The 13494-nt window shown below is 53.9% G+C and carries 9 protein-coding genes; all 9 read right to left on the bottom strand.

The genetic code is table 11. The annotated features are described in order from the left end of the window. Positions 1 to 9: 9 nt before the first annotated feature. Complete coding sequence (locus tag BLP47_RS01870) at positions 10 to 975, bottom strand: carbohydrate ABC transporter permease (protein ID WP_091849824.1); 966 nt, start codon at positions 973 to 975, stop codon at positions 10 to 12. Then, positions 975 to 1985 carry a carbohydrate ABC transporter permease gene (locus tag BLP47_RS01865; protein WP_091849822.1) on the bottom strand — a complete coding sequence of 337 codons (1011 nt, stop codon included), beginning with the start codon at positions 1983 to 1985 and terminating at the stop codon, positions 975 to 977. The genes BLP47_RS01870 and BLP47_RS01865 overlap by 1 nt, the downstream gene beginning before the upstream one ends. Positions 1986 to 2054: 69 nt before the next feature. Next, positions 2055 to 3416 (bottom strand): ABC transporter substrate-binding protein, encoded by a 1362-nt coding sequence (locus tag BLP47_RS01860; protein ID WP_091852816.1) that lies wholly within the window; start codon positions 3414 to 3416, stop codon positions 2055 to 2057. A gap of 238 nt (positions 3417 to 3654) precedes the next feature. Beyond that, entirely contained in the window at positions 3655 to 4917 is a 1263-nt protein-coding gene (locus BLP47_RS01855) for an LCP family protein (protein WP_091849820.1), read from the bottom strand. Positions 4918 to 5075: 158 nt separating this feature from the next. Further along, positions 5076 to 8063: a glycoside hydrolase family 2 TIM barrel-domain containing protein gene (locus BLP47_RS01850; protein WP_091849817.1), complete on the bottom strand. Its 2988-nt coding sequence runs from the start codon at positions 8061 to 8063 to the stop codon at positions 5076 to 5078. An 871-nt stretch (positions 8064 to 8934) separates the two neighbouring features. After that, on the bottom strand, positions 8935 to 9804 hold the full coding sequence (locus BLP47_RS01845; protein ID WP_091849815.1) for a cyclase family protein: 870 nt from the start codon (positions 9802 to 9804) through the stop codon (positions 8935 to 8937). A 601-nt stretch (positions 9805 to 10405) separates the two neighbouring features. After that, complete coding sequence (locus BLP47_RS01840) at positions 10406 to 11320, bottom strand: hydroxymethylglutaryl-CoA lyase (RefSeq protein ID WP_091849813.1); 915 nt, start codon at positions 11318 to 11320, stop codon at positions 10406 to 10408. After that, positions 11317 to 11772, bottom strand: coding sequence for a hypothetical protein (locus BLP47_RS01835; RefSeq protein ID WP_091849811.1), 456 nt, complete (start codon positions 11770 to 11772; stop codon positions 11317 to 11319). Before BLP47_RS01835 ends, BLP47_RS01840 begins: the two co-directional genes overlap by 4 nt. After that, positions 11762 to 13351 carry a GMC family oxidoreductase gene (locus BLP47_RS01830; protein ID WP_157671358.1) on the bottom strand — a complete coding sequence of 530 codons (1590 nt, stop codon included), beginning with the start codon at positions 13349 to 13351 and terminating at the stop codon, positions 11762 to 11764. The genes BLP47_RS01835 and BLP47_RS01830 overlap by 11 nt, the downstream gene beginning before the upstream one ends. Positions 13352 to 13494: the final 143 nt, after the last annotated feature.

Raw genomic sequence — 13494 nt, 5'->3', positions numbered from 1 at the left:
ACTCGCTACCTAGCCCTTAACGGATCCTGCCAATAGGCCTCTAACAAAATAGCGCTGCAATGCGAAGAACACCAGTAGCGGCACGATCATTGAGACGAATGCACCGGCGGTTAGAACTTCCCAACCGGAGCCTCGGGTTCCAACCATCTCGGCAATTCTCACCGTCATCGGAGCAACCTCTTTAGAGCCTGCCCCAAAGGTCAACCCGACCAATAGGTCGTTCCAAACCCACAAGAACTGGAAGATCAAGAACGAGGCGATTGCTGGGACCGATAGCGGCAGAACAATCTTTGAGAACAAAGTGAAGGGGCCACAGCCATCAACCCTGGCTGCTTCAATTAGCTCTTTAGGAATCTGGCTAATGAAGTTGTGTAGCAAGAAAACCGCCAAAGGCAAAGCGAAAATAGTGTGAGCGATCCAGATCGGAATGTAAGTACCAGTAATCCCAAGATCCGGAATCAGAGTCACCCCGCCGATTACTAAGCCCTGTGAGAAAAGCTGAAGAAGTGGAATCAGCGTTAGCTGCAGTGGCACAACTTGCAAAGCAAAGATTGAAAAGAACAAGACATCGCGACCCTTGAAATCGAACCAGGCCAATGCGTAGGCTGCAAACACGGCGAGCGTGATGGGAAAAATTACCGCCGGGATTGTGACCGCGAAAGAATTAAAGAAGAACTGGAAAAGCGGTGGGTTAGTGGTGGTTCCTTCGAATAGCACCTTTTGGTAGTTCTCAAAGGAGACATTTGGGTTCGTGAAAAAGGTCCACCAACCCGAAGAGTTGATGTCCTTTTCCGGCCTGATTGATGAGACCAATAGGCCAAAGGTTGGCACGGTCCAGATAACCGCGATGATCCACGCGGCCGCTGATGCAATCGGTGAACTAAAGATGTCTTTCGCGCGCTTTTTGGCGCGAATGGTTGAGGCTAGCTCTGGCTTGCCGTTTGGCTTAGCCGGCTTTGGTGCTGTGGTGGTCATTAGCGCTCCGTCCTCTCAAGACGCAATTGCTTCACGTTGTAGAGGATCACGGGGATGATTGCCACGAACAAGATGATGGCTAGTGCGGACCCGGTTCCGTAGTTCATCTGCCTGAAGGCCTGTGAATACATTTCGTTGGCGATTACGTTGGTCTGGAAGTTTCCCCCGGTCATGGTGCGGACGATATCAAAGACCTTCAGAGTTGCAATGATGATTGTGGTCAAAACCACAATCAGGGTTGCCCTGATTAGTGGCACCGTCACCCTAAAGAACCTGTTCATTGGGCTTGCGCCATCAAGCATGGCGGCCTCAATGATTTCTTCCGGCACGTTTTTCATGGCTGCCGATAACACAACCATGGCGAAACCGGTTTGAATCCAAACCATCACTGCGATTAATAAGAAGGTGTTTCCCGGGGCTTCCAGCAGCCAGTTGGGCGGAGTGCCGCCGAAGGCTTTCACGATCGTGCTAAAAAGACCCAAATCTGGGCGATTCTCATTTGGTTCAAAGTAGTAGACGAAGCGCCAGATAACACTGGCTCCAACAAAGGAGATGGCCATCGGCATAAAAATCAAAGATTTGATTATTGCCGGTCGCTTCATGCGATCGGTCATATAGGCAATTGCGAGCCCCGTGGTGGTGGCAAGAAATGGCACGAGGAATACCCAAATCGCCGTATTGCGCAAAACAATCAGGATCTCGGGGATTGTGAAGGCCCACACATAGTTGTCGAAACCGACAAAGTTCTCGCTCTTGGCGTCCATGAAGGACAAAATTATGGTCCGAATGGTTGGGTAAATCAGACCAATGAGTAATAAGAGAAGGGCTGGAACTAAAAACACCAGGTACTTCAGCCACTCTTGGGCTTTCACGCTTGCTCTTCCAGCGAGCAAGAATAATAAAACTAAGACCGCACCAAAGGCCAACAGCGAGATTGCCAGCAGGGTAAAGTTCTCCCCAATGATGTCCCAAGGAGTTTTTCTAGCTGCGATAAAACTGAAGTTCAGCATTTTCCAAATCCTAAATGAAGAATGCCGTGGGGCCTAAAAATAGGCCCCACGGCTTTCAACTAATTAGCGTTAGTAAGGCCAGGTTGCATAGATTGCATCTAGAACAGCCTGGTCTGACTTGTCTTCAGCAACCCAAGCGGTCATCTCTGACCAGAATGAACCTGCGCCCACGGCTGCTGGCATTACGTCAGATGCGTCGAAGCGGAACAGAGTTGCGTTCTGAAGAATCTCAACGGCAACTGCGTTTACTGGGTCAGCCACGTTTGCAGTGTCTAGGCCCAAGTTGGCGGAGAACCAGCCACCCAAGGCTGCCTTCTCGTTGTTCCACTCAGGGGAGGTTAGGTACAGCTGAACGGCAGCGGCTGCTGGGTTCTCAGTGAAGCGACCTACGAACTCGCCACCACCCAAAGCTGGCTTATTGTCAGCTGAAACACCTGGGAAGTAGAAGGTTGAAATTCCACCCTCGACGGTGGTGTCCTCTGGAGTAACAACGGTTGCACCGTAGTCGCCAACAAGGATTCCGCCTAGGAATGATGCCTGGCGGTGCATGGCACAGGTGCCATCCACGATTCCGGCACCAGCCGCAGAGAATGCAGTGGTAGCAATCGACTTAACATCCCCTACATAAGCAGGGTTCTTGATGATCTTGCCGGCTTCGCCGATAACCTCAAGGACCTTAGGGTCGTTGAATGGCATTGAGCCGTCAACCCATGCGTCATAGGTTGCGCCGTCCTGGAAGCGAAGCATTAGGTCTTCCATCCAGTCGGTGGCAGTCCAACCGGTAGCTTCACCAGATTCGATACCAACACACCATGGCTGAACATTGCCCTCAGCGGCGACCTGGTCGGAAAGAGCCAAGAGCTCGTCCCAAGTGGTTGGGATGGCCCAGCCATTATCAGCGAAGGTCTTAGGTGAGTACCAAACAAAAGACTTTACGTTTGCGCCCAGTGGAGCAGCGTAGAAGGTCCCACCGACGGTTCCGTAGTTCTTCCAGTCAGGTGTGTAGTTCTGATCAACCGAAGCGGTTAGAGCCGCATCAGCTGGCTGCAGGCTGTCAGCAAATGCTGCCAGTAGCCCAGGCTGAGGGAAGATGGCTAGATCTGGTGCAGTTCCACCCTCAACGCGAACAGCAATCTGAGCTTCGAACTCCTGAGTACCGTTCCAGTTGATGGTGATGCCGGTGCACTCCTCAAACTTTGCGAAGGACTCAATGAATAGGGTTGCTTCTGGGTCAATGATGGTGGTGTAGATCTCAACCTCAGAGCCTTCATTACCTAGGTAGTCTGCGAATGCAGCGCAGTCCTCAGATAAGGCTGAATCGGTTGGTGATGCTATTGGAGTCTCATCGGTTGCTGCACATCCAGCAAGTGCCAAGGAGGCAGCAATCGCAGTCGCGCCTAGCGCAACAAAACGACGACGCAATGTTGACATATTTGTCCTTTCGAAAATGATTTGGGTTTCCACCCAAAACCCGGGATCAGGGTTTATCTATAACACTAGGGAGAGTTGGCATGGCACTGAATTGAAAGCGGTTACATTTGAATAACAATGGGCAAGACCCTATGAGTGATACTCACTTACAGTTTTTACAACGCATCCGCCCTCGGCACTGGTGGCGCAAGATTGCATGCAAATATCACTCTGGCGTGGCCAGATCAGTGAGTGGGGGTTATTTAGAGCAGCTCTTCACGGAGGCGTTTGTGCCCTGCACCCACTCGGGCAGCGCAGGTTCACTTGCGGTTGCAGAGGTGCTTGCAGCAGGCTCCTCGGTGGCTGTTTCGGTGGGGCTTTGAGTGGCAGCAGGCTCCTCGGTGGCTGTTTCGGTGGGGCTTTGAGTGGCAGCAGGCTCCTCGGAAACTACGGCTCCAGTTCCAACGTTGGCCTTGGCGAGCACGAGTGGCTCATCGTTGGCAATCTTGTCGAATAGCAATTGCGCTCGGTCATCGATAAGAGCCACCCGGCCAGCAAACTCACCGGTCATGTCTCTCACCGGAAGTTTTAGAAAAGTAATTTTGTCGAGGTCCACATCGTTGACTTCTCTAGCCATTCCCAAAATAACGTTCAATTTGGTAAGCGAGTTCGAAAGGGTCATGTTGTCAAGGACTGCGGTGCCGATTCTCAGAGTCTTAAACGGGTTGGTTAGCGCGCCTTCATCCTTGAGCTTTCTAACCAAGGAGGTTAGAAATACCTGCTGGTTAGAGATTCGAGACAGATCAGAGCCGTCTCCAACCCCGTGGCGAGTCCTTAGAAATGCCAGCGCCTCGGCTCCAATAAGAGTGTGCTCGCCGGCCTCGAGTTGCAAGTTGGTGTACTTATCGTTGATTGGCTCTGCCACACAAACATCAACTCCGCCGACCGCTTCGCTCATCGCGATAACGCCCTTGAAGTCGATCATCGCAAGATAGGGGATGGTGACTCCGGTTAGCGCTTGAACGGTTAGCAATGTGCAGGCTGGTCCGCCACGATTCATCGTGGCATTGATTTGATAGAGGTCTTTTGGCCCGTAGGCCTCGCCACCATCGGGGTTCGGGCAACCTGGCACTGGGACCATAAGGTCTCTTGGGAAACTTAGTGCGACAGCATTTTTTCTATCTTCGGAAACGTGGAGCAAAATAATCACATCGGCCAGCGCATTGCCCACTGGCCCGAATTCGGTAGTGCCCTGGCCAGCTCTTGTGTCAGAGCCAATTAAAAGAACGTTTATTGGGCCATTAATCTCGGCGGGGGTGGGCAATTCGAAGGTGCTGCCGTCGGTTGCGTAGACATCAATCCCACTGGCGGAAAGGGTAGAGGTGAGATACCAGTAACCGCCAGCTCCGACTGCGACGACCAAACCAACGACACTCAGCATGGAGATTAGGGTTATTTTGAGCCAACCCCTGCGCTTCGGGCGCTTAGTCGGGGCGGCAAATTGATACTGCAAATCACTCACCTATGAATTCTAGAGACTTATAGCTGAGGAAGCGCTATGAGTGTGTTCAAGTTTTTTTGCAATTCCACTCGCGGGAAACTCAGTCTTGGAGCACGTGGGCCAAGCGGGCCGATTTAGAGCTGCTTCTGATTTAGCGAGTCGCGCCCCGAGTTGATGTTTCAAATCTCTTTCAACCCAAAGAAAGCAAATTGACCCGTGACGACCTGAGCGGGTAGGCGATATTCCTTCAATACCCCCGGGCCACAAGCGGCAGTTCCGACTCCCGAGCAAGCTATTTCAAGAGCGACGTGCAGATTTTGGTCTGATTGGAGCAGGTGATCGTGACTCGTGGCAGCTACGACTTTAGGGCTCCAGGGCCTAATTGTGACCCCCATTCCCAACGGGCTCGCGACTCCAAAAGCGTGATTTTTCTGGAACCAACTGACCTCAGCTCGCCTGCCAGATTCCTGAGGACGCACTGTGCGCTCCTGAAGGTCTGCGACTTGCTTACCAAACCAACCCCAGTTAGCTGCTTGCCCATTATCCGGGTAGGCCGGCGAGGGGCCACGGCCAAACCAACTGATTTCATCCTGCTCAGAACCGGAAATCTCGAAGGATATGGCCACCCGGGCCCAGTGCGAACTCCACTCAATGGGCCAACTGCCACTGGGTGTGACGGTTAGATTCAGCAATAGGTCTGAGCCTTGGCCCGACCATTTCCAAATACATTCGACCGAGCTATCAACACTCGCGAAGCCCACTCGAGTCACCACCTCAAGTTCTGAATCGTTGTGCGACCAATTTAGTGAGATTAGCCTAGAAAAAGGGTTGGCTAGGCCCAGTAATTCCCACCTTTTTGCGACCGCTGGCTCTTTAGGCTCGTTGGTAGAAACCCGAAGATCGTTATCCGTTGGGGCTCGCCACAGGTCTAAGCCCCAATTTAAGATTGGGTTTGAACCAAGTCTCAAAACGCGCCCCGTGGATTCATCCACCGAGAGCAAATCTCGAAGCGACCAAGCGGTCTCCGAAGTGGCATTTTCTGAGAGCCCCGAAGCCGGCCGGCCCCAACTTGGCTTGGTGCTTCCGGAAAGCTTTTTGGTCTCAGTGGCCAAAACCCAATCCGCTTCGGCCCAGGCCGATTCATGCTTCTGGGCTATTTCAATTTTCAAAATGCTATCGGCATTTTCAATAGGCTCTCGGGCAGCCTGCGGCAAATCCAAGAGCGCAAAGCCTTGAGCCAGGATGGGCTCATGCGCTAGCACCCCGGAGGCCATCACCCCGGTTCCGGTCTCAATGCTCCATCTCGTTTCAAGGTCTGCAGAGTCTTCAAAATCACGCCGGTTTTTTAACCGCACCTGAGTGCCATTAGCCTCGAACTGAATTATTACGGGTGTGAAGACTGCCGCTAGGTCTTTGAGTTGAGCCCGTGGCTCCCGGGCGCTAGAGACTAGTCCGTCAATTACGAAGTTGGCATCGTGAACCAATTCTCCAAAGTCCCCACCGTAGGCGGTGGTGACTTGGCCGTCTTGAATCAAGTCAATGCCGTGCTCTAGCCATTCCCAAATAAAGCCACCCATAATCCGAGGATATTTATCAAAGAGCTCCTGGTATTCGGTTAGGCCCCCGGGACCGGTGCCCATGGCGTGGGCATACTCACATAAGACATAGGGCATTTGCCTTCTTCTGGCATCTAACTCTTGGTCGGCGAGCGCCGGTTCTATACGCTGTCCAATTGCCTCTACGGACTCGTGGGCCGGATACATCTGGCTCCAAACATCAACGTCCTTGCACTCTTGGTCACCCTCGTAGTGCAACGGCCTAGTGTTATCGAGAGACCGGGCTGCCTTTGCCATTGCGGCTAAATTCTGGCCAACCCCAGCTTCGTTACCAAGCGACCACATGATTACGCTCGGGTGATTGCGGTCCCGAATCACCATTCGCTTCATGCGATCAACAATTGCTTCTTCCCAATCCGGGTCATCGGTTGGGTTTGCTCTCCAGGAGGCATATTCAAAGCCGTGGGTTTCAAAGTCACACTCGTCGATCACCCAAAATCCCCATTCATCTGCAAGATCCAGCATGTCTGGGTGGGGCGGGTAGTGAGCTGTTCTAATGGCGTTTACGTTGTGCTGTTTCATTAGCGCAAGGTCTTTTTGCATCACGGCTTTAGGAACGTGGCGGCCCCACTTTGGGTGGTGTTCGTGGAGGTTTACCCCCCGAAGCGAAATTGGCTTGCCATTAACGGTGAAGACACCGTCGATAATCTCAATGGTTCGGAACCCAACGCGAACCTCGACGGTTTCACCGCCCTGCTCAGCCGTGCCGGTTGAGACCCTAATCGTGTAGAGGTTTGGTGCCTCTTGGTTCCACGGCTCGACACCAGTGACTTCCATTTGCGCATCCTGGTGAACCGGTAGGTCTTTTTCGACCAGAGTAATTTCCAAAGTCGGTTCCGTGTCAGCCAGAGAGTCCAGCTCCACACTAACTCTTAGTTGCCCCTTTTCGCCCTTGAAGCCGGCAACAACCTGCACGTCTCGAATCGCGAAATCGGGTCTTTCGATAAGCAATACATCCCGAATAATCCCCGGTGCCCACCACTCATCTTGATCTTCCAAATAGGAGGCCGCGCTGAATTGGTAAACCCTGACTTCAAGTTGGTTTGATTCTTCGATTAGCCCATTTAGTTCGAACTCAGAGGGCAGCCGGCTGCCTCTGGTCGAACCCAAGAATTTGCCATTCCACCAAATATCAGCAGCGCCCTCGATGCCTTCGAATCGAAGCAAAGCACGCTTGGGCGGGTTCTCCCATGAAACCGTTCGCAAATACTCCCCGGCTGGATTCAGTTCCGGGGGAAATGGCGGGTCGATGGGAAACGGAAACTTTACGTTTGTATAGGAGGGGTTGCCGTGGGCCGCCCCTTGAAGTGATTCATCGTGTGCTGGCATCACATAGCTGGCTGGAACCGCAATCACTCCCCAACGCTCAGCCGATCTTGCACTCGGTGAAAGATTAGGGTCCAAGACTTTTTCAACCCATCTGAATTGCCATGAACCATTGAGCTGAAGCTGCCTTGCAGAAGTGCTCAAGCGCGCTCTAGGTTCCAGCACGCCAGTCGAAGGCCCCGGATTGCTCAATTCAAGTGGCTGGCCGGCTTTTTCAACTGTCATGATTTCAACCCTTAGAAACTAATAATTTGAACCTTGAACTAAATGAACTAGCTAGAAAGCTCCTCAGTTATAAGAGGCTTCGAAACTGGTTAGCGTTGCTCCTTCAATTATGGCCTCCGGCCAGCTCCCGCTCAGCCAAAAGCTTGAGTTGATATCGCCTTCAAATAATAAAAAAACCCAGGCCGAAGTCTGGGTTTTTCAAGTGTTGAAATTCAACTTTTTTGGCGGAGGCCGTGGTGTCATACGCCAGCACATAGTTCCCTTATGTATCGGCGTCACAATGTGACCGGTGTAGTGAAATTAGACGCCTGACCGGCATGGATGTTCTGGTCCAGAGCGTCCAACAAGCCCACATCGGTAATCTGGCGAATCGTTTACTGCAGACTCTGGCCAAAAGAAAACACCGCCGCCCCGCAGTCGAGACGGCTGCAATATTCTTCTTTTCATTCAAAGGCAAAACATTAATTCATTCCTCCAGTCTGACAAGCCACCTCTTACACAAACCATTTGACGCCCGTTCAAACTGGACGCTGCCCTTGCTGCAGGCAACAAGCAGCTGCCGCCTATCTATCTAAGTACTGCTGGTAGGCGCTCGCCGCCTGCGGATTACACAAGTCCAGAAGTCACGCATGGGCCCGCCGTTAGCGGTAGTGCGGGTCTCACCTATCTGACGCGCCAAGCACCCAATGTTGGACGCGACTGCGATGGCGGAGGGCTTATTCGTAAACAAAACATCGGCATGAACACTTTTCGACCGTTGGCAATGAGATTCATTGCGACCTCGACTGGCTCGAAACTGTCCGATGGTATTCTCGATCACTTGATAGGCCCGCTTCGGGCCTACCTGCGTAGGCCCCAATTCACGCCTTATCTACGTGATGGCGATAGGTCGCATCATGGATCCCGTCGCTCCGCGGATCTTCAGGGGTAACCCAATGAAGAGGAACTCGTGCACGTGCTCACTGGCGAGCTCCTCGAGATAGATATTCTCCATAATGTGGATCGCATTCTTTACTAGAAGCGTTTCGTGCACGGGGTGCGGGTTTCCCTCTATGATCGAGGGCATCACCTCGCAGCCTTCCGTGTCTGCGCCGACCGCCCGCACTTTTTTCGAAGCGCAGTACTCAGCGATTGGTCGAGTGATACCCGCGCCTGCCGTCAGAGCGAGACGCTCGGGGTCTGGCCAACCCGCCATCATCCCAGTTCGCACAAACACAACATCGTTCTCGCGCACTTCGACATTCTGCGCTTTGGCCGCGCCAAGGAATTCTTCGAGCGAGATCGGGTAATGGGCCTCGAGCTGTGGGACACCGAGATAAGCGGGTATGTCGACCATCACGCCCCGCGTGATAAACGGAACGATTGACGCCGCATCGCCTTTGAGCACTCCGAAGTCTCCGAGGTCCTCTGAAGCCCGCCCGCCGGACCACTCATCGTCGGCGCCGCTGCAGATGTGACCCAGCGCGTCGACATGCGAACCCGAGTGATTTGTGGCGATCATCATCTCCGATATCAGACCTATGTTCGCCGAATTGATCTCGGGCGCAAGCCAATCCTGATCCCCATCGACCCTAATACCGCGAGGGCTTCGGTAGGTGAGAACCTGAAATGGAGGATGACCAGCCCAAATCGGCATTCCAGGCCAGCGTCCCGGATCCAAATCGAAAACCTCACCTTGCTTGGGAAGCTTCAATAAGTCCATCAGCCCAGCTACTTCGATGCGACCGCCCACAATACTCATATTTGAATCATCTTCCGTAATTCTCGAGGCTCCACGTTTTCTTAGAGATGCACACACACATGTCTAGTCGACGCAGGAGACTTCGTCAAGGAGCAAGCCATGAAACAGACCTCCGTGGCACTCAAAAACTGCACCTTGGCGGTACTTTAAAAAGCAGCCTTGGCGATTCGGCAGTGAGCAATTGGGAGGTTGGATCGAAAGCTCTCTGCAAAAGTACGAGCCGAAATGAACAGCCAAAATTCTCCTAGGCATCCGTACCGAGGACGTTCCATAAGAACTCAGCGCGCTCCAAGCGGGGCCGGTCTCGAAGCCATAAACCTACCCCGGGTGCGTTGGTTGCCAGCTACCGCGTCTTTATGGGTGCCAAATGCCAGTCGCCTGGCTCAGCGATGCCCTGAGTAAAAACCGAACCAGCGACCCTCCGGCACCAAACCGTATTCTCCCGTCAAGTTCAGACTCTCATCCAACATATTGAAAGTAAGGAGTTCTAGGGGTCTATTCGCCACAAAGTGACTCGTTGGGAATGCAGCCATTGGCCCAGAAACCATCCTGCAATTCGGTCTCACATCAACACCACCCTATGTCGGCCAATTTGGGCGAGTCAGGCGGGGAACCACCCAGCTTTCGGGATGAGGGACTGAACCTGCTTGTCTAATTGCAAGCTCAACCACCTGGCATGTTCGACGAGCGCGACAGCATCGAGATTGCCTTTCATAGAAACCCCATCAACGGAGAATCCGTAGAGAACGTCCTCGGTCGCTATGTTACCAGTAGCCGCCGGCGCAAAGGGGCAACCACCAAACCCTCCAACCGAGGCATCGATCACCAAGGGCATATTAAGAGCGGCTGCCTCACTCACAGCCGTCACGGCATTGCTATAACCCGTGTTACGAGTGTTGTGGAAGTGAAAGCGCAAGAGCTCCGGACCGAATAGGCTCTTCGCCATTTGAGCGAACTCGCGCACGCGTCTCGACCCGCCGACGCCGATGGTGTCGGCAAAGGCAATCTCGTCGCAACCCATGTCGAGGATAGCCCGCACGACTTCTTCCACCCGCTCCAGCGATACCACTCCCTCGAACGGGCACCCAAACGATACCGCCAGCGTGACACTTGCGAATCGTCCGGCTTCCTTCGCTATCTGCACCGTTTCTGCAGCCTCTACTAGGAGCTGCTCGACAGTCCTACCCTGGTTACGCATAGCAAAGGTATCCGTGACGGGCACAACCATGTTGAGCTCCTGCACCTGCGTCTCGACGGCCCGCTCAGCACCGCGGCGATTCAGCACCAGACCAACGTAGGAGACATCAGCCGAGTGCGGCACCTGTGCCATTACCTCTTCCGCGCCAGCCATCTGCGGCACGAGATCAGGGCGCACGAAACTCACGGCTTCCATTCGCCGAACACCGGCGCTCACCAAACGATTGATGAGCTCGACACGTGTGTCGACATCGAGAACCCTGTCCTCATTTTGCAGTCCGTCTCGTGGACCCACTTCCAAGATTTCGACGTGCTTCATGACAGCTCCTCGGGCAAGGGGTGCCTACGCAGCGAAGTTGGGCGGTAAAATGCCCCGCGCGCAAGCACCGGTTGCAGCAGTTCCATCGTTTCCTTCGTTGGCTCCGGCTCGGCGCTCTCATACTCGTCAAGGATCCTAGCGAACCCCAGCCATTCTTTGGCCACCGGCGATTTGAAGTATGACCCCGCGATGGCATAGGTAATTTTCGCAAAGTCTCCCTTTGCCTCACGCTCCAGCCGCTCGAGATACAGACGAGGCTCGGAACCGTCATAGGCGTCAAGAATCCGCAGCACTCCGGGTACTAAGTCCGGCCGCTCGGCCAAGGTCACGTCTATCCAGGTTGGTGCAACCTCGGCCTCATCGGCGGAGGGGCCATCGGGGCTAGACGGGATCAGAGTTAGGGCGAATAATCGCAACGTATCGCGTTGCACAGAGGTGAGCTCACTTTTCATGGATTTTACCCTCCGCTATAAAAGCCCTCGTCGACCACAGCGCAAGCGCAGCCTGCGTAGCGACTGGGTTGAGTCCGCCTGAGGTGACCCAGGTGCTTGAGTCGAAGATGTACAGGTTGGAAATATCGTGGCACCGGCCATGTTTGTCAGTGACCGAGGTACGGGGGTCATCGCCCATGACGGCTGTTCCCATGAGGTGCCAGCCGCTCTGTCTCACCATCGGGGCTGCAACCACGTCGATTGCGCCCGCCGCCAAGAAGACCTCTTTTGCCTCACGCGTGTGCCACTCGAGCAGGGCCCGCGAATTGTCATCCGCTCGGTACCGTATCTTAACGCCGGGGAGCCCGCTGTCGTCGCTCGACTCTTCGTCGAGCTCGACACGATTCGATTCGAGCGGGAGGTCTTCGCCGACGAAACTAAACATGGCGGACCTGTTGTACCGTCGCTTCACCGTACTGTGAAAGTTCTCGTACCAAAGGGACTCGTTCGCTGCCTCCCAAGGATAGGAACGCGTAAGGCTGAGAGGACCCCCAGTCGGTTGGAGCCCCCACTTGACCCCGCGGACGAATCCACGCGATGGGTCGCTTTCATAGAAGTGCATGCTCTGGAGTTGCTGACCAAGCGGACTTACCGCGGACTCAATATCGTGGTCGAAGACTCCTGCGACTGCGCCAAACGGGTGCATCATGAGACGCTTGCCGACGAGCCCTGATGAATTTGCGAGTCCGTCTGGGTGTTGCTCGCACTTTGACATCAAAAGAATCCTGGGCGTACCGATGCCGTTCGCACAAAGAATCACGGAATCCGCGTAGACGCTGTGACGCTTACCGCCCCTATCGACATATTCACACCCAACTGCTCGATCCCCTTCAGTCAGTACCCGGCTGACACGAGAATGAGTGCGGAGCTCCACACCAAGGCTCAACGCCTCTGGCCAGAGACGTACATCGGTCGACATCTTGACCGCGCCATCCATTTCGCTCGACTTGAGGCGGCGCTTTCCCGGGAAAACAGAGCTTGCACCAGGCCACCAAGCCATGCCACGGTCATTGAAGGCCTTCGCTATGAGACGACCGAAATCACGGAGAGGAATCGGCGGGAGAAGAGGTCCTTCGCCTTTGGGATAGGCGGGATCTCCACTCAAACCACCGATTTTGAGTTGACTCTCTACCTCCACATAAAAAGGCTCAAGGTCCTCGTAGCTAATTGGCCAATCCTCCGCGACACCGTCCTGCGATTTCACACGGAAGTCTCCGGGTGTCATGCGATTCCACTTAGAGAGATAGAGGACGGTACTCCCTCCGACACCATTCCACATGAGCGCTGCGACATCCGACTCTGAATCATCAATTGGATAGTCAGAAGAGTTGTCTCGATCGTTCGGATCGCGCTTCCAGCAGCGCTCAGCTGCCGTCTCTGACTCAAGGTCGTGCACCACTCCGTCACGTCCGTAGTGGGGCCAGTCGCCCTGCTCAAGGCACAGCACCGAGTATCCCGCTCGAGCCAGTTCCGTTGCCGTGATTGATCCGGCCAACCCTGCACCGACGACTATTACATCCGTGTGCGTGGATTCGGTCATGGGTTGCCGGCCTCCGTCTTCGGTCTCGCCTCGTGTCGTAATGGGTTCTCGGAGGTGCTGATAAGGGCCCACATCGCTCACCTCTGCTAGATATAATACCCAATTGTTTCAGCATAAATACATTATGTAATAAGACTTCCTAA

It is taken from the genome of Candidatus Aquiluna sp. UB-MaderosW2red (assembly GCF_900100865.1).
GTDB lineage: Bacteria > Actinomycetota > Actinomycetes > Actinomycetales > Microbacteriaceae > Aquiluna.
Note: the sequence above shows the minus strand (reverse complement) of the source record. Positions and strands in the feature narration are given on the sequence as shown.